Annotated in this window: 12 protein-coding genes, 1 tRNA gene and 1 pseudogene; 3 read left to right on the top strand and 11 right to left on the bottom strand. The window is 66.0% G+C overall.

Going from position 1 to position 25,366, the window contains the following annotated elements; translation table 11 throughout:
- Both pgsA and SJI00_RS13930 read left to right on the top strand, forming a co-directional pair.
- Positions 1–561, top strand: coding sequence for a CDP-diacylglycerol--glycerol-3-phosphate 3-phosphatidyltransferase (gene pgsA, locus SJI00_RS13935; protein WP_322462293.1), 561 nt, complete (start codon positions 1–3; stop codon positions 559–561).
- Between the two features lie 63 nt (positions 562–624).
- A tRNA-Gly gene (locus SJI00_RS13930) sits at positions 625–700 on the top strand.
- 169 nt (positions 701–869) lie between these two features.
- On the opposite strand, the gene SJI00_RS13925 is transcribed toward SJI00_RS13930, so the two are convergent.
- The 11 genes and pseudogenes from SJI00_RS13925 to SJI00_RS13875 form a co-directional block, all read right to left on the bottom strand.
- Complete coding sequence (locus tag SJI00_RS13925; RefSeq protein ID WP_322462292.1) at positions 870–1,664, bottom strand: endonuclease/exonuclease/phosphatase family protein; 795 nt, start codon at positions 1,662–1,664, stop codon at positions 870–872.
- A 342-nt stretch (positions 1,665–2,006) separates the two neighbouring features.
- A complete protein-coding gene (gene glgX, locus SJI00_RS13920; protein WP_322462291.1) occupies positions 2,007–4,160 on the bottom strand; it encodes a glycogen debranching protein GlgX in 2,154 nt (717 codons plus the stop codon).
- Between the two features lie 318 nt (positions 4,161–4,478).
- On the bottom strand, positions 4,479–4,835 hold the full coding sequence (locus SJI00_RS13915; protein ID WP_322462290.1) for a DUF2934 domain-containing protein: 357 nt from the start codon (positions 4,833–4,835) through the stop codon (positions 4,479–4,481).
- Positions 4,836–4,852: 17 nt separating this feature from the next.
- Positions 4,853–7,630 carry a malto-oligosyltrehalose synthase gene (locus tag SJI00_RS13910; RefSeq protein WP_322462289.1) on the bottom strand — a complete coding sequence of 926 codons (2,778 nt, stop codon included), beginning with the start codon at positions 7,628–7,630 and terminating at the stop codon, positions 4,853–4,855.
- Entirely contained in the window at positions 7,627–9,696 is a 2,070-nt protein-coding gene (gene malQ / locus SJI00_RS13905; protein WP_322462288.1) for a 4-alpha-glucanotransferase, read from the bottom strand. Before malQ ends, SJI00_RS13910 begins: the two co-directional genes overlap by 4 nt.
- On the bottom strand, positions 9,693–11,435 hold the full coding sequence (treZ, locus tag SJI00_RS13900) for a malto-oligosyltrehalose trehalohydrolase (RefSeq protein ID WP_322462287.1): 1,743 nt from the start codon (positions 11,433–11,435) through the stop codon (positions 9,693–9,695). The genes malQ and treZ overlap by 4 nt, the downstream gene beginning before the upstream one ends.
- A 15-nt stretch (positions 11,436–11,450) precedes the next feature.
- On the bottom strand, positions 11,451–13,010 hold the full coding sequence (gene glgA, locus SJI00_RS13895; protein WP_322462286.1) for a glycogen synthase GlgA: 1,560 nt from the start codon (positions 13,008–13,010) through the stop codon (positions 11,451–11,453).
- Positions 13,011–13,638: 628 nt separating this feature from the next.
- A complete protein-coding gene (locus tag SJI00_RS13890) occupies positions 13,639–14,991 on the bottom strand; it encodes a coiled-coil domain-containing protein (RefSeq protein ID WP_322462285.1) in 1,353 nt (450 codons plus the stop codon).
- A gap of 318 nt (positions 14,992–15,309) precedes the next feature.
- A pseudogene (locus SJI00_RS13885) lies at positions 15,310–22,098 on the bottom strand (AAA domain-containing protein); the annotation flags it as partial.
- A gap of 15 nt (positions 22,099–22,113) precedes the next feature.
- Positions 22,114–22,758, bottom strand: coding sequence for a 4Fe-4S cluster-binding domain-containing protein (locus SJI00_RS13880; RefSeq protein WP_322462284.1), 645 nt, complete (start codon positions 22,756–22,758; stop codon positions 22,114–22,116).
- Positions 22,759–22,760: 2 nt separating this feature from the next.
- The gene (locus SJI00_RS13875; RefSeq protein WP_322462283.1) at positions 22,761–24,593 is read right to left on the bottom strand and encodes an AAA family ATPase; all 1,833 of its coding nucleotides are present in this window, start codon (positions 24,591–24,593) and stop codon (positions 22,761–22,763) included.
- 347 nt (positions 24,594–24,940) lie between these two features.
- On the opposite strand from SJI00_RS13875, the gene SJI00_RS13870 reads away from it, so the two are divergent.
- Positions 24,941–25,267, top strand: coding sequence for a hypothetical protein (locus SJI00_RS13870; RefSeq protein ID WP_322462282.1), 327 nt, complete (start codon positions 24,941–24,943; stop codon positions 25,265–25,267).
- Positions 25,268–25,366 lie beyond the last annotated feature (99 nt).

Here is a 25,366-nt window from a genome sequence, read left to right as displayed (position 1 = left end):
ATGAATATTCCAAACCTGCTCACCGTTCTACGGGTCCTGCTTATCCCGATCTTCATCCTGCTGTTCTACATGCCGTTCCATTGGAGCTACATGGCAGCAAGTACGGTATTCGCCATTGCCGCAGCGACTGACTGGCTCGACGGTTATCTGGCCCGTCGCCTGCAGCAGAGCACGCCGTTCGGTGCGTTTCTCGATCCGGTGGCTGACAAACTCATGGTGGCGGTGGCGCTGGTATTGCTGGTGCAGGTGCATGCCAACTTCTGGCTGACGCTGCCGGCGGCCATCATCATCTGCCGCGAGATCGTGGTCTCGGCGCTGCGTGAATGGATGGCTGAAATCGGTGCGCGTGCCCACGTTGCCGTGTCCAACTGGGGCAAGTGGAAAACCGCCGCGCAAATGCTGGCCTTGGTGATTCTGCTGGGTAACCCGCCGGTGGTGGGTTTCTGGGTAGTGCTGGGCTATGGCTTGCTGCTCATCTCTGCTGGCCTGACCCTGGTGTCGATGGTGCATTACCTGACCGCCGCGTGGCCGCACTTGCGCGACGGTGCCGAACAGAAATAAACGTTTTTTGAATCAAAGGGTTGACGCCGTTTTGTATTGCGTTAGAATGGCGCCCATCACGACGCGGGAATAGCTCAGTTGGTAGAGCACGACCTTGCCAAGGTCGGGGTCGCGAGTTCGAGTCTCGTTTCCCGCTCCAAATATTGTCTGCAGAGTTCTGAACAACTGTGCAAGGCATTGAAAAAAGGACCTTCGGGTCCTTTTTTCGTTTCTGTCGAATGCGCTCGCCTGTATCAGCCTCTGGGCGCGCATCATGCAGTGGCCATCGGGCACCCCTCGCTCAACGGTGTCGGCACATTACCCTCGCCTCATACATGCACTTCCACCGTCAACGGCAAGTGATCCGACAAATGCGTCCACGGCTTGTGGCGCAAGATCGTCGGCGCATGGCTCTGCGCGTTACGCAGGTAAATGCGGTCAAGGCGTAGCATCGGCATGCGCGCCGGATAGGTCCGGGCCAGCAGACCGTGATGGCGCTCGAAGGCTTCGTGCAGGTCGCGCTGCAGGTGCAAGGTGCGGTTACCGCGCAACTGCCAGTCGTTGAAGTCACCGGCAATGATCACCGGCGCCTCGGCCGGCAGCGAGTCGAGCAAGCGGCGTAGGAGCTTGAGCTGCTGCTGACGATGGCTTTCCAGTAGCGACAGGTGCACGCAGATGGCATGTACAGGCTGCGGACCCGGCACATCCAGCACGCAGTGCAGCAGGCCACGGCGCTCGGGGCCGGTGATCGACACGTCGAGGTTACGGTGCTCCAGAATCGGGTATTTCGACAGCAGCGCATTGCCGTGGTGGCCGTCGGGATAGACCGCGTTGCGCCCGTAGGCGAAGTCGCTCCACATGCTGTCGGCGAGAAATTCGTATTGCGAGGTGGTGGGCCAGCCGGGGTGACGGGCGGCGTGGCGGTCGTGGCTGCCGAGCACTTCTTGCAGGAACACGATGTCGGCCTGGGTACTGCGCACCGCTTCACGCAGCTCCGGCAAGATGAAGCGCCGGTTGAAGGCGGTGAAGCCCTTGTGGGTATTGACGGTCAGGACCCGCAGCCGGTGTACGGCAGGGACCTGGTCGGGCGTAGCGAAACTGGGGTGACTGGCCTCGTGATTCACGCATCCTCCTGAACTGCCGTCGGGGAGGGCAGGTACTGTTTCCGACCTGGCCTGTCTCTACGCGGTTCAGTCTGCTTCACATGGCGATCCGGGCGCTGCACAGGGCCCGGCCCAGGCATCGATGCTCCGCGCCGGGCCGGGTGTGCAGCATACGGCCGACTGACCGGGCGAAAACCCGGTCAGTCAGGATTGTTTATCAGGATCGGGGCAATACAGTTCGCTGCGATAGCGATCGGGTAGCCGTCGCCGCGAACTCAGGCCCTGTCGGGGCAGCTGCCATTCGCGGTTCAGTTCGCCTCGCCGGGCAAGGCGAACACCTTGTGAATGACCGACGTACGAGCCTTACTCCTCGTCGCGTTGCAGGGCAAACAGCAGCAGCGAACGGCCTGTCACCTCGAAGGTGCTGTCGAAGTCATGCTGTTCGGCCTTGCGCAGCGTGGGTCGGTTGGTATCGACCACGCAGTTCCAGCGATCGCCTTCAGGCACCGGTGGCAGCTTGAACGGCACGCTGTCGTGGTGCGCGTTGACCACCAGCAGCAGCGTGTCGTCAGCCCCCTGGCGGGCGATACCGCTGACTTGCGCACGGCCATCCATGAGCATGCCCAGGCAGCGGCCGTTGACGTCTTCCCACTGCTCGACGCTCATCTCGTTGCCATCAGGCGCCAGCCAGGTCACGTCCTTCACGCCAATGGCTTCGTTGTAGTCACCGACCAGGAAGCGCGCTCGGCGCAGCACAGGGTAGGTGGAGCGCAGCTTGTTCAGACGTTTGACGAAAGCCAGCAACTCGCTGCCTTCCTCGTCCAGCTCCCAGTCGATCCAGCCAATTTCGCTGTCCTGGCAGTAGGCATTGTTGTTGCCGTGCTGGGTGCGGCTGAACTCGTCGCCGGCGACGATCATCGGCGTGCCCTGAGACAGCAGCAAGGTGGCAAAGAAGTTGCGCATCTGGCGGGTGCGCAGCGCTTTGATCTCGGCGTCTTCGGTGGGGCCTTCGGCGCCGCAGTTCCAGGAGATGTTGTTGCTGCTGCCGTCTTGGTTGTTCTCTTCGTTGGCTTCGTTGTGCTTTTCGTTGTACGACACCAGGTCGCGCAGGGTGAAGCCATCGTGGGCCGTGATGAAGTTGACCGAAGCGTACGGGCGACGACCGCGGTTGTTGAACAGGTCGCCCGAGGCCGTGATGCGCGCAGCGAAGTCTGCCAGCTGGCCCTCGTCGCCTTTCCAGAAGGCACGCACGGTGTCACGGAACTTGTCGTTCCACTCGGCCCAGCCGGGAGCGAAGTTACCCACCTGATAGCCGCCTGGACCGCAGTCCCACGGTTCGGCGATGAGCTTGACCTGGCTCAGCAGCGGGTCTTGGCGGCAGGCGACGAGGAAACTGTGACGCTCGTCGTAGCCATCGTGGTAACGCCCGAGGATGGTTGCCAGATCGAAGCGGAAGCCGTCGACGTGCATCTCGCCCGCCCAGTAGCGCAGCGAGTCGGTGACCAGTTGCAGCACGCACGGGTGGCTGAGGTCGAGGGTGTTGCCGGTGCCTGAATCGTTGATGTAATAGCGCTTGTCATCGGGCATCAGGCGGTAGTACGAGGCGTTGTCGATGCCACGCATCGACAGCGTCGGGCCTTGCTCGTTGCCTTCGGCGGTGTGGTTGTAGACCACATCGAGGATCAGCTCCAGGCCGGCGCTGTGCAGGTGCGCGACCATTTCCTTGAACTCGGCGATCTTGCCGTTGGCCAGGTACGTCGGATGCGGGGCGAAGAAGGCGATGCTGTTGTAGCCCCAGTAGTTGTTCAGGCCCTTGTCCAGCAAGTGCTGGTCGTTGACGAAGGCGTGGATCGGCAGCAGTTCGATGCTGGAGACGCCAAGGTCCTTGATGTGCTTGAGCAGCTCATCGTTGGCCAGGCCGCCGAAGGTGCCGCGCAGTTTTTCCGGGACCGCTGGGTGGCGCATGCTGATGCCGCGGGTGTGGGCTTCATAGAACACGGTGTTTTCCCATGGCACCTGCACGCGCTCATCGCGGCCCCAGGTGAAGGCCGGGTCGATCACCTTGCACTTGGGCACGAAGGGCGCGCTGTCGCGTTCATCGAACGAGAGGTCGCCGTCTTCATGGCCCAGGGTGTAGCCGAACAGCGATTCATCCCACTTCAGCTCACCGACCAGCTGCTTGGCATAGGGGTCGATCAGCAGCTTGTTGTGGTTGAAGCGGTGGCCGTTCTGCGGCTCGTACGGGCCATACACGCGGTAGCCGTAGACCATGCCTGGGTGCGCATCGGGCAGATAGCCGTGGTAGATCTCGTCGGTGTACTCGGGCAGCTCGATGCGCTCGAGTTCGTTTTCGCCGGTGGAGTCGAAGATGCACAACTCGACTTTGGTGGCATTGGCCGAGAACAGGGCGAAGTTGACGCCCAGCCCGTCCCAGCTGGCACCGAGCGGAAAGGGCATGCCTTCACGAATGCGCGAAGGGGCGACGGAGCGATTTTTCTTCGGTTTGCGTTGGGTCATGACAGGTCTCGGATGGCCAGAATTAGGGTGTCGCAACGGTGCAGTCGGCCACCACGCCGCCCAGTCCGTCCCCAAGGGGGCCGGACCAGTCAGCAGGTAATGCCTGTATCGGGGTGGTGCGAAGCGCTACCGAGGGCTGGCAGCGCAGGTGCTGGATGAAGCGGGCAGGGCACGCGGTGAAGCAGAAAGCGCAAGAAACGTTCGGTGTCGCCTCGTCCGTGAAGGGTACTGCTCGACGCCTGTCGCACCTACCTGATTGCTGTTCTGCTGGCCTGCGGCCTGTACGTTTCCCCCAGCGCCTGGGTGGCTACCCGGTGATCACCCGGCGGTCGGTTTCTTCGCCGCGCGCGGCTTTTTCGCCGCAGCGGGCTTGGCCGCCGGTGCCTTGCCGCGGGCGCTGGTTTCAGCACCCGGCAGGGCAGCGGTCTTGGCCACGGTGGCCGCCTTGGCAGGTGCGGCCGAGCCCTTCGGATCGCTTACGGCATCGGCTGCGGTCTTGCCCTTGGCGCTGGCGCTGGCGCGCTTGCGCGGCTCGGCCTTGGGCGCGATGGATTCGGCCTCGGCCAGCTTGCGGGCCATGGTCCAGTGGCGTTCTTCCTGGCCCTCGGGCTGGCCTTCGGATTCCCAGATTTGGTAGGCGAACTCGCGGATACGTTTGTCTTCAACACTCATCACGATGCTCCTGGCTGCGCTTAATCATGTTCGATCAACAGGTTGACCGGAAATTCGGCTAGAACGGCGCTTAACTTCAGCTCCTTAGTAGGGCTGACCACGCCGTTTCCAAAAAGTCCCGACCAAGTGGTGGGGGACACGGTGAACGGCAGGACCACCCGGGTATCCTCCCAAGCCTGGGCTGGAATCAGAGGGCTGCCGGCGTGCTCGCCGAGCAGGCTCGCGGCCAGGCGCGGCAAGACCACGATGGCGCGTTCGCCTTCGCCAATACGGGCGAAGGCCATGACCTTGTCGGCATGGCGGCCTTCGACCGGCAACGGCTGGTACTCGCCGCGGCGGAACAGTTCGGGGTGGCTGCGGCGGCAATCGAGCACACGGGCGATCAGCGTCTGCTTGATGCGCCCGTCACGCCAATGCGCCACGCGCTCGCTGAGCGCTGCGCTGTCGTCGAGGCTGGCGCGGCGGGCGGGGTAATCGACCGGGCGACGGTTGTCCGGGTCGACCAGGGTCAGGTCCCAGTACTCGTTGCCCTGATACAGATCCGGGACGCCGGGTACGGTCATGCGCAGCAACGTCTGAGCCAGGCCATTGAGCGCGCCAGGGCTGGCCAGCGCCTCGGCGGCCTGCTGCAGCGACTCACGCAGCTGCGCATGCTCGCGGCCTTTGAACAGTTGCTCGGTGTACTGCGCGCAGACCTGTTCGTAGTCTTCATTCGGCGCATTCCAGCTGCTGCGCAGCTTGGCTTCACGCAGGGCCTTCTGCTGCCACTGCTGAATGCGTTCCACATAGGCAGACACCGCTGTGCTGTCGTTCAGGTCGAGGTCCAGCGGCCAGCTGCCCAGCAGCAGCTGGAACAGCATCATCTCGTCAGCGGCGCTCGGCATCGGGCCTTCGTCGTCTTCGCTGCGCAGGGCGGCGCCCAGTTCGCGCCAGTGCGCGACCTGCTCGGCAAACCACGGCCCGCGCTCGCTGATCACGGCCAGACGCGCGCGGCAGTCTTCGCCGCGCTTGTGGTCGTGGGTGGCAGTGGCCAGCAGGTTGTCGGGGAAATCGCGCAGGCGGCGTTGCGCCTCGTCGTTGAAATCCTCGAGCGGGGCGCTGAAGCGTTCGGCTTCAAAGCCGACATCGTTGCGCGAGAGCAGACGGGCCGAGCGATAGAAGGCGGTGTCTTCCACGGCTTTGGCGGCGCTCGGCGCAGTCAGTTGCTGGAAGCGCACGCAGGCATGGCGCAGTTGCTTGCGCGCCTTGCCCACCGGCAGCGAGCGCCAGTGCTGCCCGCCCAACCATTGCTCCAAGTGGCCGAGCACTGGCCAGTCGGCCTCGGGCAGGGTCTGCCTGGCATCGGCCAGCGCTTGCTGAAAGAACGGCTCGTCTTCGGTGGGCCGCCCGCAGGGGTTGATGTAGGTGCGGTACACCGCGTAGTGCTCGACCAGCGCCTGTACGCCGCGGCGAATGGCGCCGAGGGTGAGGTCGCGGGTCATCAGGTCGTTGCGTGCCACCTGCAGCAGGGCCTGGGCCACCGACTCGAAGTCGCCGGCCAGGCTCGCGTTGAGTACCAGGCGGCGGGCTTCGCGCACTTCTTCGGGGAAGGGCGGGCGTTCGCTGACGCGCTGCCACAGTTCGGTCAAGGGGGCTTCGCCGGCAGGGTCGTGCTGCACCAGTGACACCTGGTTCATGAACTCGTAGCCGGTGGTGCCGTCGGTGAGCCAGTCGCGGTGCAGGTGCTCGCCGGTGCCGAGGATTTTTTCCACATAGATCGGGAAATGCTCGACTGCGGTATTCACCGGGCGTGCCGCGAGCAGGCCGTTGACCCGGCGGCGCAGCTTGCGGCAATAACCGCGCGGGTCGGCCAGACCGTCGATGTGGTCGATGCGCAGACCGTCTACCAGCCCGCGCTCGATCAGCTCAAACAGCTTGGCATGGGTGGCCTCGAACACCACCGAGCGCTCGACCCGCAGGCCGCCCAGTTCGTTGATGTCGAAGAAGCGCCGCCAGTTGATGTCATCGGCCGCCGTGCGCCAGCTGGCCAGGCGATAGGATTGCTGTTCGAGCAGAGCATGCAAGCGTTGCAGGCCCGCTTCGCTGCGGCCATCGAACAGGCGCAGCACCGGGTCAAGCCGCGCGCCGTCGTGGTGCAGTTGCGACAGCTCGGCTTGCAAGGCTTGAGCGGCGGCCAGCGGCACGGCCGCTTCACGCAGGCCGTTGAAACGCGTGGCCAGGGTTTGCAGCTCGGGCACGTCGCTGTGCTGCAGGATCTGAGCGTAATCGAGCGGGCAGATCGGGAAGCGGTGTTCGTGGTGAGCGACTTCCAAACGGCCGTGCTCAGCGTCGAAGGTCAGCGGCAACTCGCCATCTTTCAACGCCACGCCGTAGTCGTTGCCCAAGAACGGCAGCAGCAGCTGACCGGCCAACAGCGGATCGCTGGAGTGCCATTGAATATCGAAAAACTCGGCGTACGGGCTGCGTCGGCCCCAGGCCAGCAGGCTCTGCCACCACGGGTTGTCGGCCGCCCCGACCGCCATGTGGTTGGACACGGTGTCGAGAATCAGGCCCATGCCATGTTGGCGCAGGGCCGCCACCAGCCGTTCCAAGGCCGCTTCGCCGCCCAGCTCCGGGTTGACCTGGGTCGGGTCGACCACGTCATAGCCGTGCCGGGAACCGGCGCGGGCCTTGAGGATGGGCGAGGCGTACACATGGCTGATGCCCAGCTGGGCGAAATACGGCACCAGCGGCACGGCATGGTCGAGGGTGAAATCACTGTGGAATTGCAGGCGTACGGTCGCAGTCAAGGGCTTCATCGGTCGCGCTCCCACGCTTCTTTGCGGGCTTTGGCCAGCAGTTCCAGACGCCGGGCGGCGTCTTCATCATCAAGTAATTCGGTGCTGGACAGGGCAAAGCGGCGGCGCCAGTTCGGGTGGCCGTCGGTGGTGCCGGGCAGGTTGGGTTGCTCCTCGGCGCCCAGCAGGTCTTCGAGCGGCAGCAGCACCAGCGGAGCACGGGTCTTGCCAACGAAGGTGATGGCGGCGTCGATCACGGCTTGGGCGTCTTGCGCCTCGTCGGGTGGCATTTCCAGCAGGCTGCGCAGACCTTCACACTCCTGGCTGCGGCTTTCGCGCCAGGTGTGTTCGGTGTCGTCATCGACCAGCCCCAGCCGATGCTGCCAGTCGATGTCGCGGCCTTGCAGCCAGCCGGCCAGCGGCGCCAGGTCATGGGTGCCGGTGGTGGCCATGGCGTTGTCCGGCCAGTCCATCTGCTTGATGAAGCAGCCGGTGCCCTGCTGCTCGAAGGGCAGTACACGCATGCCCAGCACGGCCTTGTCGGCCAGTTGCTCGCGCAAGCCTTCGGGCACGGTGCCCAGGTCTTCGCCGAGCATGATCGCCCGGTGGCGCACCGACTCCAGCGCCAGCAGGCGCAGCAGGTCTTCGAAGGGATAGTGCACGTAGGCGCCGTGGGTGGGCTTGGCCCCACGCGGAATCAGCCACAGCCGGCGCAGGCCCATGACGTGGTCGATACGCAGGCCACCGGCGTGGGCGAGATTGGCCCGGAGCATTTCGATGAAGGCACGAAAGCCATTGCGCTTGAGGCCTTCGGGCGAAAAGCCGCAGATGCCCCAGTCCTGGCCATTGCGGTTGATGATGTCGGGTGGTGCGCCGACGGTGAGGTCGGCGAGCAGCTCGTCCTGTCGGCTCCAGGCCTGGCTGCCGGCACCATCGGCACCGACGGCCAGGTCGGCGATCAGGCCGACCTTCATGCCATTGCCCACGGCCGCCTGCTGCGCGCGTTGCAGGCTGCGGTCGGCTAGCCACTGGCAAAACACCTGGAACTCGATGCGCGCAGGATAGGTGCTGGCGAAGGTTTCGACCTCGACGTGATAGGGGTCGTGCCAAGCCTTCGGCCAGCGCCGCCAGTCAGCCCCCAGACCCTGGTCCACGGCCTCGGCTTGCAGTGCCTCGAAACGGCAGTGGTGTTCAAGAGCCTCGCCGCCGGCGGCGCGAAAGCTCTCGAAATCCGCGCGCTGGGGGTGATCGCCCTGGCAGAAATCCTTATACAACGCCTGCAGCAGGCGCTGGCGCACCTCGGCGGCGCGCGGCCAGTCGACCAGAGGTTGCTGTTCGAGATCGCTCAAGGCCTCGGCCAGGCCTTCGGCTTCGATGGCGGCGCGCACCTCGCGCTCGCCCAGCAGCCCGGCGGGGCTTGCATAGAGCGTGTTGAGCAGCAGACGGCTGGACGGCGAGTAGGGGCTGTAATGCTCTTGTTCGAAGGCCGACAGCGCGTGGATGGGGCTGATCGCCAGCGCGTCGGCACCGCGCTCGGCGGCGCAACGGGCCAACTGTTCCAGTGCCAGGCAATCGCCATAACCGCCGTCACCCGGACGGCGCAGGCTGTACAGCTGGGCCGCCAGGCCCCAGCAGCGCGCGGGGCCTTCTTCGACGGCGTCTTGCAGGCTGTAGCAGCGCGTCGGCGCTACCGCGACGGTCAGTGAACGGCCATCGACTTCCACCTGGTGATAGCCGATCGGCAGGTCCGCTGGCAGCTCGGACTGATCGCCCAGGCTGCACGCGCGCACCTGGCCTTGGGCGTCGGTGACGCGTGCGCGACTGCCGGCCGGAAACCACGGCTGTAGGCGCAGGGCCTGGTCGACGTCGCAGGTCAGCAGCTTGGGCAGTGCCTGAATGTCCTGGGCCCGCTCGAGTGCGGCCAGGCTGTCGGTGACATCTGCCGTGGTCTCGGCCGGATGGCCAAGGGCGCTGAGCACGCCGCGCAGTACCTCGTCACTGACTTGCTGCGCACGGTTGTTGGCATCGGTCCAGTCGCGCGCGATGCCGACCCGTGCCGCCAATTGATGCAGGGGGTTGTCGCTCATGCTGTCTCCGAACCAGTGGGAATCAGGCTCACCACGCAGCTCAAGGCTGACAGCGACGAGTCAGGGTGGGTGGTGTCGCTGCTGTCGAACAGACGCACGCTGGGGCAAGGCAGGGCCACCGCCTGAGCATGATCGGCAAGGTTCAGGTCGATGCGCAGCTCTTGCCCGTCGCCCAGCCGCCAACGGGCGCTGAGGGCCTTGTCACCGATCACTTCGCAGCCGAGCGAGGTGCAGCCCGGCACGTGGGGGGCGACGTGCCGGTGGCGCAGGTCGAGCAACTGCTGGTACAGACCGTGCCAGCCAGCGACCACGTTCTGCTCGGAAAGCTTGGAGGCCTCGAAGGTGCTGGCGGCGTTCGGGTCGGGGATCTGCGCACGCGACTCGGCGTCAGCGAAAGCCTTGAAGTGGGCGAATTCCTTGCGTCGGCCATTGCGCACCGCATCGGCCAGTTCATCGTGGAAGTCGGTGAAGAACAGAAATGGCGCACGGCTGCCCTGGTCATCGCCCATGAACAGCAGCGGGATCATCGGCGACAGCAACAACAGCCCGGTAGCGGCCCGCAGCGCAGCGGGTTTGCACAGCAGCGTCAGACGCTCGCCGAGCGCGCGGTTGCCGATCTGATCGTGGTTCTGCAAAAACAGCACGAAGGCACTGGGTGGCAGGTGGCCGCTGGGCTCGCCACGGGCTTCACCATGGCGGTTGAGCTGGCCCTGAAAGACGAAGCCTTCGGCCAGGCAGCGTGCCAGCTGCTCGATGGGGCGGTCCTTGTAATCGGCGTAATAGCCCTCGGTCTCATCGGTGAGCAGCACGTGCAGCGCGTTATGGCCGTCGTCGTTCCACTGCGCGTCGAAACCGTCCTCCATGAGGAAGGCTTGATTGTGTTCGTTTTCCAGCACCAGCCACACCTGACGCTCGCCCGTGGTTTCGCTGCGCACCTGTTGCGCCAGGGTCTTGAGAAACGCAGGCGAATCGATGGCGTGCACGGCATCCAGGCGCAGCCCATCGATGCGGTAATCCTGCAGCCACATCAGCGCGTTCTGAATGAAGAAGGCGCGTACTGCCGGCTGATTGAAGTCGATGGCGGCGCCCCACGGGGTCTGCTTGTCTTCATTGAAGAACGTGCTGGCGTATTCGTGGAGGAAGTTGCCGTCGGGGCCGAAGTGGTTGTACACCACATCGATCATCACGCTCAGGCCCAGGCCGTGGGCCTGGTCGACCAAGGCGCGCAGTTCATCCGGCGTGCCATAGCTGTGCTGCGGGGCAAACGGCAGTACGCCGTCATAGCCCCAATTGCGATTGCCGGGAAATTGCCCCAGCGGCATCAGCTCGATGGCGGTGATGCCCAGCGCAGCCAGACGCGGCAAGTGCTCGGCCACGCCCTTGTAGCCGCCCAGCGCTCCGACATGCACTTCCTGGATCACCGCTTCATGCCAGGGGCGATTGGGGAAGGGGTGCCGCCAGGCATAAGCCTCGACATCGACCACAGCGCTCGGGCCGCTCACGCCTTCTGGCTGATAGCGCGAGGCGGGGTCGGCGACGGTGAGTTTCTCGTCGATCTGGAACTGGTACCGCTGACCAGCGGTGCAGGGCACAGTGCCACAGAACCAGCCCTCTTCAGCGGCTGGCAGGTCGACGGGAGGTTGGCCGTCGAGCAGTACGCTCACGTGACGCGCGTCTGGCGCCCAGAGGGCGAAGCGCGCGGACGTGGCGTCCAACAAGTGTGCGCCATGTCTGTGCATCTTCGAATCTCCGGATCAGTAAGTGGCGAGCTGGGTTTGCTTGACGAGGTCTTCGTACAGCCGGGCGTAAGGGGTCACGGCCTGGCACCAGTTGAACGGTTGGGTCATGGACAGGCAGCGCATGGCGTTGAGCAGGTCAGGCCTGGCGTGCACATGAAAGGCGCGGCTCAAGGCTTCGCGGTAGCTGTCGGCGGTGGATTCGTCGAACAGGAAACCCGTCACGCCGTTTTCGATGGTGTCTGCCAAGCCGCCTGTGTTACGGGCGACCGGCAGCGAGCCGAAGCGCTGGGCGTACATCTGGCTGAGGCCGCAGGGCTCGTAGCGCGAAGGCATCAGCAGGAAGTCGCTGCCGGCGAACATGCGCCGTGCGTCGGTCTCGTTGAAGCCGATGCGCACCCCGATGCGGCCGGGATGGCGCAGGGCCAGTTCGCGCATGGCCTGCTCTTCTTCTGGCTCGCCGCGACCGATAATGGCGATCTGGCCGCCTTGCTCGACGATGAAGTCGGCCACTGCCAGGGTCAGGTCCAGACCCTTCTGGTAGACCAGGCGGGAGACCACGGCAAACAGCGGGCCCTGGCTGTCGTCGAGTTCGAACAGATGACGTACTTCCTGGGTGTTGAGCGCTTTGCCTTCCCAGTCATTGAGGCTGAAATTGTGCTGCAAGTGCTTGTCGGTCGCCGAATCCCAGCTTTCGTCGATGCCGTTCGGAATGCCGCCCAGCAGGCCTTGATTCGCCTTGCTGGCAAGGAAGCCGTCCAGGCCGCAGCCAAATTCTGGCGTGGTGATCTCTTGCGCATACGTAGCGCTGACCGTAGTGATGTGGCTTGAGTACGCCAGGCCTGCCTTGAGGAACGACAGCTTGCCGTAGAACTCCATGCCTTCTTGCTGCAACGCATGCTCGGGGATGGCGAGCTCGGGGCAGCAGGCCAGGCTGTACACGCCTTGGTAGGCCAGGTTGTGGATGGTGAACAGGGTGGGAGTGCTCAGGCCGCGCCAGTGCATGTAGGCAGGGGCCAGGCCCGCAGGCCAGTCATGGGCGTGAACCAGATCAGGGGTCCAGTGTGCCATGCCTTCGCCAGCGGCGATGTCAGCGGCGGCCAGGCCGAGGCGGGCGAAGCGGATGTGGTTGTCCGCCCAGTCACGGCCTTGGTTGTTGCCGTAGGGCGTGCCCTCGCGCTGGTACAGCTCGGGGCAGATCAGCACGTAGATGACCAGCCCGTCTGGCAAGTCCATACGGCCGATCTTGCACGGCGGCAGGGCGGCGTGGCCGCTCAGCTCACCGACGATGTGAATGGGGTTGTCGCTGTCCATGACCTGCGGGTAGCCCGGGATCAATACGCGCACATCGTGCAGGTCGGACAGGGCACGGGGGAGCGCCGCGGAGACATCGCCCAGGCCGCCGGTCTTGACCAGATCGGCAATTTCCGAGGTGACGAAAAGCACTTTGCGTTTGTTCGGGTTCTGCTGGCGCTTGGCGCCGGGTGATCTGCCTGCCGTGGTGAAGCCGGGTACTTGAGGCCCGCGATGCTCGGTTTTGAACGTGGTGACATTTGGCTCGACAGCGGCGCTGATCATGGTGCTCTCCATCCCTAAAATTCGGATCCCCTTGGACCCTATGCATTACATCGTGCTGGCTCTCTTCTTTTGTGCGGTGAAGCGTCTTGCAGTCCTTGCCCCGGGTCGTACGCAGCGGCACAGCGCCTTGGCCATCCGGGCCGAAAGCGTGTGAGCTCTATGGGGTGGGCAGGCCGTGAGAAAAGATGTCTACCAGCGGCCTACTAAGTTGATGACTGGTCGCGTCAGCGGAAAGTTCTACTCATTTAGAGCGATTGTTCCGAACGGTAACGAGACCAGATTTGGAGTGTAGGAGAGGAACAGTGAAAAATGTGACCCGTTGGTCACTCTTTTTGGCGTGGGCAGCTGTTTTCGGGGTGTTGGGTGGGGTTTAGGCTTCTGCGGTCAGTGGTGTGGGCTGGAGGGTCATGGGGGCAAAAGACGGATAGGCGAGGGAGGCTGAAGGGTCCAGGCACTTGGGTGCTGACACGCTGGCGCGCTGAACGATCCGTCCTCCGCACAGTACCGTGGGAGCGCGATCGGCCCAGCGCTCGCCCAGGCTTGCCCAGGCAAGCGTCTTAGGTCGCTCTAGACGGACGGGCTGATCCAGAATGGAGCCTGCAGCGGAGCGGTTTCAGGGGCGCGCGGGTCATTCATGCCGTTTCAGCGCTGCTCTACCAGCGTCGCGTTCAGTGGTCTGCTCGACTTCTTTCAAGGGCACCTCGCCCACTGCACGGGCCTGTTCGATCAATAACGCATTCCCTTGCTCACCTAGCAGAGCCTGCAGCCGTTGGAAGTCGCCACACCACAGGGTTTCGATGTCGCGGTCACGGCTCTTGTCGCGCTCGGGGTCAAAGGCCACCGTGCGCACTTGCAGGCGAGCGTTGTCGGCGCGACCGCCCACTTCCACGCCATAACCAGGGATAGCGGGCTTGCGCAGCACCACGCGACCGGTCTCGGCCCACCCGGTAGCCATGCCCTCACGGACCTCATAACCGAGGCTGGCCAGGCCTTGCAGCACAGCGTCACGGCGTGCCTGGGCGGCCAGCGTCTGGGCATGGGCGTCGAGCACGGCCTGGGTCTGGGCGATCAGGTCGTCAAGCTGGATCAGCGCATCAGCCGGGGTGCAGGCGGCGATCCGCGTCAGGAGCGCCGCTTCACGCTCGGCCAGCACGGCGTGCAGTTCGCTGGCCAGGTCCTCCAGGTGTGCGAGGCGTTCGCGTACCTGCTGGAAGGTACGGGTGGCGCTGGCCAGCTCGATCACCAGGCTGTCGAGCAGCAGGTTGCGTTGCGCGGGCCGTTCTTCAGCCTCAGCCCGTTGCAAGGCCGTGACGAAGGCTGCGGCCCTCGGTGTGCCTTGCAACAGTTGCAACTCGGCCAAGTGCCGGTCGATGCGCAGCAAACGCTCATCGCGACTGGCCGGCGCGCTGTGACGGGCCAGCCACTCGGCGTAGGCCAGCGGCTGCGCATCGCCTTTGAGCTGCTGCGCCAAGGCCTGCTGCGCCTCACTCAGGCCAGGCGCCGCCACCGCCTGGGTCAGCGTTGCAACGCCGCGTGCCAGCACCCGGTCAGCGTCCTGCTGATTGCCGGCGTTGGCCAACTGCTCCAGCGCCTGCAACACCTGCGCGTCCTGCGGCTGGCCGCTGGCGTTCAGCGCCTTGATCAGTGCGTTGGCGTTGTCCTGCACCTGCCGGGTGCGCTGGTGGTGCTGGGTGGCGCGCTCGATGGCCTGAGCCTCGCGCTCGCGCACATCACGCTGGAGGAATTCGATTTCCAGCGGCACCGCTTTCTGCAGCTCGGTGAAGCGGTCCGCTGTCAGCAGCGTCTGCAAGCGCGCATGCCGCGCGCGCGTGGCGGCGACCTCGGCGGTGTCCAGCACGCCCAACCGCTCGGCCTGTACCTGCCAGCGCGCAGCGGCCTTGGCCAAGCGCTGGAGGTGGCTTTCGCACAGCGCGACGATTTCTTCGCGGGTGACGATACGGACGACTTTCGGGCCGCTCACAGGTTGCTCTCGCGAGTGATCAAGCCAGCCGCCAATGGGCACAGGCGCTGCGATGGCGGGATGCGCTGCGGTTCGCAGGGCAGATCGAGGGTGCATTTCAAGCGGCTCATACGCTTCTCTCGCTGTCGCCGAGGTCAGCCACCGCCGGTGGGCCCAGGCGTGGCTGTGGTGTCACCCGGCGCGATGGGTGGGACACGCGGTTGGGCTTTTGCAGCACGCTCATGGCGTCGCCTCGTTATCCAGGCCCTCGACAGGGGACGCCTGCTCGCCGACGCTGTTGACCGGCTGCGACGCGGCGCTGTCCACTGAAACAGTGGCCAGCGCGGCATTGGCCACCACCGTATCAGCTTGCATCGCGCTGGCCATGGCCGCCTCGATGGCCATCCGCAGGCGTTCCTGCTCGGCCTCGGGATCGTGGTACCACGCCTGTGAGGACACCCGATGCAACTGTGCAATGGCCCGCCCGAGGACTTTCGGCCGCCAGATTTCCCGGGCGCGGGCGCGTTCGAGCAGCGGGTGGCACGGCGCATCGCACTCGATGCCGATGGCGTACACGCCGGTGGTGGGGTGCTCGATGGCGAAGTCCAGGCCAAAGGCATCGCCCTCGCTGGCCGCGGCTGCGTGCCAGCCGAGGCTGGCGATGTATTCACCGACCAGGCGGATGAAGCCATCGCGCACCCCGTCCTGGCGGCTGCGCGCCGGCATGCCGCTGCGGTCGGTCTGCAAGCGGTCGAGCAACCGCGCGCTGTTGCTGAACTCGCCGGCCGTCAGGCTGCGTGCATATTCCAGGTAGCCCTGCAGATAATCGCGCGGGCTGGCCGGGGCGCGGTGGGTATTGAGCATGTCGGAGATGTCGCCGATCGGCATCGAGGTGATCATCACCACCTTGCGCCGCGCACGGGTCACCGCGACGTTCAGGCGGCGCTCGCCACCGGTTTGCCCGAGCACACCGAAGTTGCGCCGGAAGGTGCCCTGGCCGTTACGCCCGAAGGTGGACGAAAACACGATGATGTCGCGCTCATCGCCCTGCACGTTTTCCACGTTCTTGACGAACACCGCCATGTTCTCGCCTTCTTCGCTGCGCTCGCGCTCTTGGGCATAAGCGGCGCGGAAGGCTGGGTCCTGTTCGGCGCGCAGCTCCAGGCAATCTTCGATCAGCTCGGCCTGCTTGCGGTTGAAGGTGACCACGCCGACCGAATCGCGCTCGGCGAAGGGTTTGCGCCAATGCTCGGCCAAGTACTCGACCACGCGCGCGGCCTCGGTCGGGTTGCTCTGGTTCTGGTACACGCCTTCGACCTGAATCAGCTCCAGCGGCTTGATGCGCTGAATGTTGGCCTGCGGGTGACGCACCGGCACATTCAGGCGGTTGCCGTAGAACGAGGCGTTGGAGAAGCCGATCAGCTCGCGGTAAGCCGAGCGGTAATGGATCTGCAAGGTGGTGCTGGGCAGGGCGTTGCGCGCCAGTTGCAGCAGGTCGGGGCAGTCCTTGATCTCGCGGCGGTTCCAGGTGTCTTCAAAGGCTTCGCGTTCCTCTTCATCGGCTTGGGCGTCCGGCTCGTCGCCGTCGAACACCTGGGCCTCGTCGCTTTCGACGCGGCTGGAGAAGAAGGCCGTCGGCGGCATCTGCTTCTCGTCCCCACTGACCACCGTGACCTGGCCACGAAACAGCGTCGGAAGGGCATATTCCACCGGCATCTGTGAGGCTTCGTCGTAGATCACCGTGTCGAACAGACCCGCTTTCAACGGCAACACGCGGCTGGCGACGTCGGGGTTCATCAGCCACACCGGGCGCAGGTGCATCAGGCCCAGGCCGCTGCCCAGCTCGATGAACTCGCGCAAGCGCCGCGAGCGTTTGCCGGTCAGGCGGGTGACGTCCTCCCACTGCTTGCGGTTGCCCAGTTTCGCCGGATCGATACCCTGGCCGAGCAGTTCGCGGTTGAGCAGGCGCATCTGCGCGTCGGCTTCGGCCAGGCTGCTGACCTTGGCGCGGGCCTCGTTCTGGCTGAACAGCAGTTCAGGATGGGCTTGTTCGATGCGGTGCTTCCAGCCCAGCCGTGCTTCAAGGTTGAGCAAGCGGCGTACGGCGCTTTCCAACTGGTCGGGTGGCAAGGCCTCGAGATCATCCTGACGCTGGCGCAGCAGGGCCAGCAACGCCAGCTCGGCAGCGGACAACTGCGCGGCGCGGGCGCGAAAGCGCTGGAAGGCCGCCAGGCTCGGCAGCGCGTCTTGCAGCGCCTGCAGCGTGGCCAGGGTGCTGCGGTTGTGCTGCACCGCCGCGCTGAGTTCGCCGTGCAGGTCCGCCGCCAGCCAGTCACCGAGCAGCGCCAGGCGCGCCAGACTGGTCTGGCGCACGCCCTGGCGCAGCAAGGATGCATCGACATCGGCCAGCAGCGCCTGTAGCTGCCGTGGGTCGCCACTGAGCGCGGCGGCGTCGCTGTGGCGCGCGCGCGGCGACTGCGCCAAGGCGGCGGCCAGGCGCTGGACCTGCTCAAGCTGACGCAACACGCTACGCGTCTTGGGTAGCAGTTCGGGGCCGGCATCGCCGTCTACCGCCGCCATGCCCAGCGCCTGCTGAACAGCCTGCAACTGCTGACGCAGTGGCCGCCAGGCGTGCTCCAGGGCACCGGCCGCACGCACCGGCGGCAAGGCTGCCGCCAGGTCATTGCGCCCATGCGGTGCGAGCAAGCCTTGCAGCCGTTTGCGGCGCAGCCAATGGGCCGGGTTGATCAGGCTCAACCAGCCCTGGCTGGCCTGAACCCGCTCGACGTCGTGGAGCAGTTGGTCCAGCGCCTTGTCGTCCAGTCGCGCCAATGCTGGGGAGAGATCGGTCTGGTGGGGGCTCTGGTCGAGCGCGGCCAGTTGCAGGTCGAGCCGCTGCAATTGGCTCAGCAGCGCTTCGCCACGCGTCGACGGGTGGGTCACTACCCTGGGCGCCGGTTGAACGCGGGTGTTGCCGTCGTCCACAGCAGCCGAAACCGCAGCCGAGGGCGGCATTGGCGCCGAGTCCGCCTGCTCGCGAGCACCGCCCACGCCAGCTCGGAACAACGGCAACCACTGCGCCAGGCGCTGGCAACTGCGCGCGTCCAGCGCCAGCAGTGTGCTGGCGTAGGCGGCGAGCCAGGCGCGGTAGGGCGCAGGGTCATCCAGCTCGAAACTGGCCGGGTGCGCGAGCAAGGTGGCGTCACGCTGGGTTTCTGCTTCGACCACACGCTGCAAGGTCTCGGCGAAGGCGTCCAGCGTCGGCCGGTCGGTGGCAAAGGCTTGCAAGCGCGCCAGCGGGCTGCCCTCGAAGCGCGCCGGTAACCAGGAGGGGATCAGTGGCGCGCAGCGCTCTTCCAACTGCACCAAAGTGCCTTCGTCGAGCCCGGCCAGGCGCTGGCGCAGCGCCGGGAACTGCAACGGCGGCGGGCCCGACTGCAGCTCGATCAGTTCGCCCAGCAGGCGCCGGTAGCTCAGGCCGCTGTCCGGGTCGGGGTGGTGCAGGCTCTGGTGATAACGGTCCAGCTCGCCTTCCAGGGTTTCGATGCGCGCGGCCAGTTGCTGGCGTTGGCGTTGCCAGCGGGCACTGGGGTTGTCCTGGCCGAACAGTGTTTCGAGCTGCTCGCGGATGCCGCGAATCACCGGCTCACGGTCACGGTTGATGTCGTTGAGCATCACCACGCGCTGGCCCAGGCCTTCGGCGACCAGGCGCTTATGCACCACCTCGAGCGCTGCGTGCTTCTGGCAGACGATCAGCAGGCTGCGCTGGCGCCCGATGGCGTCGGCCACCATGTTGACGATGGTCTGGCTCTTGCCGGTGCCGGGCGGGCCTTCGACCAGCAGGCCAGGGCCTTGACGGGCCTGCATGACCGCCGCCTCTTGGGAGGGATCGCTGGCGACGGTGAAGAAACGCTGCAATTCGCCGGGCACCTCAAGGGGTGCGGCGTCGTCGGCCGGGCGTAGGCGCAAGGCAGTTTCCAGGCCGGTGCCGGACGGCGCCAGGCTTTTCAGCTGGCGCAAGTCTTCGCCAATGGCCTGGCCCATGAAGGTGACGTGAAACAGCACTGCTGCGCAGGCCAACGCGTCCTGATACGGCGCGACCTGCAGCGCCGGCCCCGGCAGGGGGGCCAGTTGCCGCGAGTGCTGCGTGGCGAGCATGCCGAAGGCGTCCATCACATCGCTGGCGCGCAAGGACGAGCGCCCCAGCACCTCATCGGCGGTGCTGCGCCAGCGCTTGCAGGCCTCGACCCCGAGTACGCTTTCCAGCGCCGGATTCAGGCGTACCTCCTCGCGCTCGCTGTCGAACGCCAGCGCCGCCTGGCCGCGCTGGCCGACTTCCAGCTGCAGGGTCACCGGCCACAGCAGCAGCGGAATGATCCGGGGCCGCGACGTGCCGCGCGGGTCCTGGCTGAGCAGGAAGGGAAAGCCCAGGTACAGGCCGTCGATGCCGGTGTCGCGCTTGTACAGCGCGCTCTGCCGGTACAGCCCGTGCAGGCGGCTTTCCAGGCCGTCCTTGAGCTGGAAGCTCTCCGGGTCGAGGCTCACCGCGCGGGCGTTGCGTTGCAGCAGATGATCGAGCAGAGCCGGGGCAGGGCGGCGTTCGCTGTGCAGCTCGGCCAGGTCCACCCGGGCGGTGGTCTTGCCGATGGCCATGCGCACCAGCGGCCCGCGCATCACCGCGCTGACCACCTTCTTCTCGAAGAAATCCAGAATCTGCGCGACATACTGCTGCTTCTGCGGCTCCAGCCACTGGCTCGGCGCAATCGCCAACAGTACCAGCGCCTGGGCCAGCGGCATGCGCCGTTCCAGGCGGAACTGCTCGGCCCACTGATCCACCGCCTCGACGCCGCAGCGGGCAAAGCCCTGGATGCGCTCGTCAACGCTTCGAAACAGCTCCAGTTGCGTGTGTTGCAGCCACGCCGCCGCCGCGTGGGCCTCGAACCAGCCCACCTCATGCTGGCGGGCCAGCTCGGCCGCTTCGGCGATGATCGCGTCCGCCGCGCGGAACTGACTGAGGCTCGCACTGAGCAGCACGATCAAATCTTCCTCGGCGATCAGGCGGCGCTGGCTGAGCGACTGCAAACCGGGGTGGTCGGTGTCCGGGAACAGGCGCTGGCGGGCCTGCCACTGGCTGGCCAGGGTGGCCCGCGAGGTGGACAGCAGATAGATGCGCAGGTCGTCTTCGACCAGTTCGATGTGCTGGTGCAGGGCCCGTTGGCGGACGTTCTGCGCGCGGGCCTTGAGGCGGCTCAGCCAATGGTCGCTCTGCAGGCGCTCAAGCAGGTCCGGTACCGCGCCGCTGATCAACGCGTAGCCCTGCGCCGGATGCTCCAGCAGCCAGCCGGGGGTAACGATTTCACCCCGGTGGATCAAGGGCATGTCAGGGTTGAGCAGACGCAGCGCAAGCATCAGGCGCAGGTCGTCTTCCAGGCCCTCGTGCTGCACCACCTGGCGCAGGCCGGCGATCAGCGTCGGCGCCAGGCCGGTCTGTTCGGCCCAGGTGACGATGACCCCGCGCACCAGCAACTGCAACGCTTCGTCCCAGTGCTCAGCGTGCGCCGCTGTCAGGGCAAAGACCTGCGCGTTGCGGTACTGACGCCCGGCCAGTGCCAGGCTGGCGCCTTCGCCAGCGTCTTCGGTGTGGCTGGCCGCAGCCGGGGCGGGCAGGTCTTCACCGTTGAGCCAGGCGCAGACCTGCGGCCACTGCCAGCGCTGGTGCCGATCACGGGCCAGCAGGCCGCGCAGCAGCAGGTGCAGGCGCGGGTCGAGGTCATCGGGCAGCGGCACGCCGTTGGCCAGCACGTGGATCAGGAAGGCGTTGGCCTGGATGCCCTCGAAGCAGGCGCCGCGGGTCAGCTGTTCGAGCAGGATCATGCCCAGGCTCCACCAGTCTGACGCCGCGGCCACGCCACCGGCGACGGCTTCAGGCGCCATGTAGCGGCTGGTTTCCAATGGCGAGACGATGTCCAGGTCGAATTCTGACAGGCGCGCCGAGCCGAAGCCGCTGATGACCATGTCCAGCGGTTCCTGAGTGCGCACCAGCAGGCTGGTAGGGCGCAGGTCGCGGTGGCGCAGGCCGGCTTCGTTGAATGCGTGCAGGGCCTGGCCGACTTCGCGCAGCACGTGGCTGACGCTGGCGAGATCGACGATCACCATGCCCAGGTCGGCCAGGCTGCCGCCGCCCAATGCCTCGATCACCTCGAAGGCGCGCTCGTGCCAGCGACCGGTCGCGAACAGCTGCGGCACATGGGCCAGGGGCAGACGGCGCAGCACGTCGTAAATCGCCGGGTCGGGCTCGGCGCCGGGACGATAGAGCGTGAGCACGGCGCGTTGCCCGGTTTCCTCATGCTCGGCCAGGTAACGCTCGCGGATGCCGTCGGTGTTGCTGATGGCGTGGTCGAGGCGCCAGCCTTCGATGTGCGTGGGGGGCTCGGTGGGTAGGGCGTCGGCTGGCTCAGCCGGGGTGGCTGAGGAGGATCGCGACCCGCTCGCAGCAGTCGGCCCTGCCGTGCTGGCGGAGGTTGTCGAGGTGGCGGATGGCTCTGCAGGCGATGCGCCGCAGATCAGACACATCAAGTCACCGGGTTCGAGGGCGTGGCCTTGGGTGCACCGCGGTTGGGCGCACGCTTGGGGGCTGGGGGGTGAATCGGCGTCAGGGGTCGAACGGGGGTCCAGCGCAGACTCGCTATCGGTACCGGCGCGGGCGCTGTTGAAGGCGCCAGGCTCAGCGCCTGACTGCGCACTGGCAACAGCGCCGGTGTCGCCGCTTGATCCGCCACCGCTGACAACCCCCGCCTCGGTGCTGGATTCGACAGGGCCGCGGGCATCACTGCCCATGGGGGGAGCGCCTGCGCTGGCCGGCGCCGCAGGCGCATCGGCGCCGGTCAGGGCCGGGGTGTCTGGCGCCGCGACAGCGCCCCTGCGCAGCTCGCCCGCTGCGCGCTCTGCCGGGCCTTCAGAGCCTTGGGCGGGCGTGGAGGACTCATCGAGCGCAGGCGGGCGCCAGCCCTCGGCGCGGATCGGTTCGCCCGACAAGTCCCATGAACACGGCTGCCCGTGCACGGTGCCGGCGCAGAACAGTTCGTCTAGGCCACGGGCAGTGTGGCAGTTGGGGCAAAAACGCATCATTTCGGTGAACTCCGCTCAGCGCCGTTTCGAGGTGTGGGCGCTGGTCTGTATCTGGTGGCCCTGGCTGTGCAGGAGGTCGCGCAGGCGCAGCAGGTCGCCGCGGCGCGGAATGCCCGCCATCCACACGCTGCCGGCCGCATCGAACATCAGGTCGAGGGCCTTGTCGCTGGCGTGCAGGGGGCGTTGAAAATGGGCCAGGCGTGCCTCGCCCAACGGCGTGAACAGGCTCAGGCGCTGGTTGTCGCTGCCGCGCAGGGCAAGGGTCTGCTCGCTGTGTTCCTGATAGGGATCGCTGATCAGACCATCGATCAGGCCCCGGGTTTGGCCCAATTGCTCTGCAAGCGCTTCCAGGCTGTGGCCGCTGTACACGAGGATATCGCCCTCGCTGCGCTGGCGCAGGGCCTGAAGCAGGGCCAGCAGGGCGTCGAACTGCTCGAACGGCTCGCCGCCGGTAAGCGTGACGCCGTCGGCCTGCGCCAGCCAGGGTTGGATGTGCTCCAGCAAGGCATCCAGGCTCACGCGCCGGTGGCCGGGGCCCCAGGTGTCGGCCGAAATGCAGCCCGGGCAGCGGATGCTACAGCCTTGGAACCAGATGCCCAGGCGCCGCCCCGGCCCCAGTGTGGTGACCGGAAAATGCACGCGTGACAGGCTCAGGTGCATGCTCAGAGCGGGTCCAAGGTCAGGCCGGCATCGTCCAGGGCGCTGATGACCACGGCCTGGCCCAGCTGGATGTCCTGGTCGAACAGGGTCCGCGACAGCGGGTTGAGCAGGTGCGCTTCTAACTGGTTGCGAATGCCCCGACCGCCGTTGGCCAGGTCATGCAGGCACAGACCCTGGAGCGCCTGGCGCGCCGCAGCGCTCAAGGTCACGGTAAAGCCTTGGGCCTGGAGGTCAGCGAAGGTGGTGTCGACCATCTGCTCGAAAATCTGCAGGGCAACGTCTTCGCGGATGAAGTCGAAGACGATGATGTTCTCGCCGATGCGGTTGAGGATTTCCGGGCGGTTGAGCACCAGCTTGAAGTAGCGGTCGATTTCGCTGTGGACCTTGCCCTGCACCTGCTCGAACGGCTCGTGCGGCAGCACGTTGGCCACCCGCTCACCGTTCTCGCCCTGGCGATAGATACCCAGGTTGGAGGTGAACACGATCAGCGCTTCGGAGAAGTACACGCGGTCGCCGCGGCCGGAGGTCAGCACGCCGTCGTCGAGGATCTGCAGGAATTTATCGAGGATGCGCGGGTGGGCTTTTTCGATCTCGTCGAACAGCACCACGCTGAACGGTTTTTCGCGGATGGCATTGGTCAGCTCGCCGCCCACGTCGTAACCCACGTAGCCGGGCGGTGCGCCGATCAGACGCTGGTCGGCATGCTCGGCGCTGAATTCCGACATGTCGAAGCGGATGTAGGCGCTTTCGTCTCCGAACAGCAAGCGGGTAATGGTCTTGGCCAGCTCGGTCTTGCCCACGCCGGTCGGCCCGGCCAGAAACGCCACGCCGCGCGGGCGATTGCCCTTGCGGCTGGCGCCGACGCCGGTGACGGCACGTTTGACGATGTCGAGCATGTGCGTCACCGCGTGGCTCTGGCCTTTGACCCGTTGCTGGACGATGGCCGTGGCATTGCGAATACGGGTGCGATCCAGGCTCAGCCAAGGGTCTTCGGTGACCCCCACTTTGTAGCGGCGCACGGCGTCGCTGATCTGCGTCATGTCGACACCTTCAACCCGGGCCAGTTGGGCGATGGCACTGAGGTCGAGCAACAGCAGGCCCTCGGTGTTTTCCACGAACGCATCGACGGCGGCTTGCAGCGCGTCTGGCTCGGCGCCCTGGCTGCCGGCCAGGCCGCGCAACAGTGCCGGGGCCAAGGCGCGACGGCAGCGCTGGTCGGGCTTGCCGACCGGCACGTGGCGGATGCGCGGGTTGTCGACCAGCAGCCAGTCGGGCAGGTCGCCTTCCTTTTCCACCAGCCACAGCAGGGTGTTGAAAAACGGCTTGCGCTCGGCAGTGGCCGGGCGGCTGCGCGCTTGGTGCGACATCACCAGCGCTTGAGTAAACAGGCGGTGCTCGGCAGCGCTGAGGTTGTCGTTGCGCACCGCCACACGGGAGGCGAAGTCGAGGATCAGCGCCAGCGGCTCGCCGCGCTGGTTGACCAACCGCTCGACAGTGGCGCCGAGCAGGTCGATGCCGGCCGGGGCCACGCCCTCGACCGGATTCAGGCCCAGGCTCTGCATGAGCTTGTGGCTGTCGGCCAGGTCGCCGCCTGGGCGGGTGAGGGCGCTGAAACCACCGACCGGGTTCCACAGCAGCACCTGGGCGTAGCCGGCATCGAGCAGCGCGGTGCACAGGGTCTGGTTGAAGCTCTGCGCGGTAATCGCGCCAGGCGCGATCTGCGTGGCTTGCAGGTCGCGGATGTTGCCGGACAGCACGAACTGGCTCTTCAGCGGCAGAAAGCGGACCAGATCCCGCAACCAGCGTGGCCGTTCGAAATGGGCAATCCCTGTCATGTGCGTGCTCGCGGCGGTGATCGATAAGGCAGGGTATGGGGCCAACAGGGGATTTTCCACTGTTGCTGTAGGAAAGTTGCGTGAGTCTTGCAGGGCTGAAGGCTTGGGCGCTCTAGCCACGCTTGAGCGGGGGCCGATATCCCACCGTGTGCAGCAGGCGTCGAAATGCTGGCATCTGGCCCTGAGCTATGCGCCGGCATGCCAGAAGACAGTCTAACGCGGGGCCTGTGGCCAGTCGTCCAATTGTCGGACAATGTTGCGGGGTGGGCTTGCTTACCGCTTCGCTTGGACTAATGTTGGTCGGACGTCATCGATCAATACGCCTTTAGTCTCAGGAGGAGCCTGGCATGCGCATACGTGGTGATACGTTCTGGTCATGGGCCGACCCTACCTTGCATCACCGCCGGCACGATGAGGCGGTGCAACATGGCCACTGCATCGACGTGCAGGTACGGCTGTCTCGTACCGGCGCCACTCAGTTGTTCATTGGCGTCTATGGCGCTTCGGGCCTGGCCTTGTACGAGGAGGCCTACGCATCACGGCCGGGTGAGTCCATGACCCGCGCCCTGGCCTGGGGCGTCGGCCGCGCCCGGCACGTGGCGGGCGAACTGACGCCGGTGGTGAGCGCCAGGGGTGTCGAGCACGGCCCTGCACGTGTGGCCAACGCACGTTGACCTGCCCGTCGGTACACGCCTGATGCGCCCGGTGCTATGCGCGTCAGGTTGTGTCGCCACCCTCTGCTAGCATCGACGGTTCTCAGCAGCCAGGGAGTG

The organism is Pseudomonas gebzensis (assembly GCF_034427815.1).
Classification (GTDB): Bacteria; Pseudomonadota; Gammaproteobacteria; order Pseudomonadales; family Pseudomonadaceae; genus Aquipseudomonas.
The sequence above is the reverse complement of the archived record's forward strand: the minus strand, read 5'-3'. Positions and strand labels throughout refer to the sequence as shown.

What these genes read in the sequence shown, in the direction of transcription:
- pgsA (WP_322462293.1), top strand. Translation starts at nt 1, where the DNA reads ATGAATATTCCAAACCTGCTCACCGTTCTACGGGTCCTGCTTATCCCG.
- glgA (WP_322462286.1), bottom strand. Translation starts at nt 13,010, where the DNA reads ATGATCAGCGCCGCTGTCGAGCCAAATGTCACCACGTTCAAAACCGAG.
- malQ (WP_322462288.1), bottom strand. Translation starts at nt 9,696, where the DNA reads ATGAGCGACAACCCCCTGCATCAATTGGCGGCACGGGTCGGCATCGCG.
- SJI00_RS13880 (WP_322462284.1), bottom strand. Translation starts at nt 22,758, where the DNA reads ATGCACCTGAGCCTGTCACGCGTGCATTTTCCGGTCACCACACTGGGG.
- SJI00_RS13875 (WP_322462283.1), bottom strand. Translation starts at nt 24,593, where the DNA reads ATGACAGGGATTGCCCATTTCGAACGGCCACGCTGGTTGCGGGATCTG.
- glgX (WP_322462291.1), bottom strand. Translation starts at nt 4,160, where the DNA reads ATGACCCAACGCAAACCGAAGAAAAATCGCTCCGTCGCCCCTTCGCGC.
- SJI00_RS13910 (WP_322462289.1), bottom strand. Translation starts at nt 7,630, where the DNA reads ATGAAGCCCTTGACTGCGACCGTACGCCTGCAATTCCACAGTGATTTC.
- SJI00_RS13870 (WP_322462282.1), top strand. Translation starts at nt 24,941, where the DNA reads ATGCGCATACGTGGTGATACGTTCTGGTCATGGGCCGACCCTACCTTG.
- treZ (WP_322462287.1), bottom strand. Translation starts at nt 11,435, where the DNA reads ATGCACAGACATGGCGCACACTTGTTGGACGCCACGTCCGCGCGCTTC.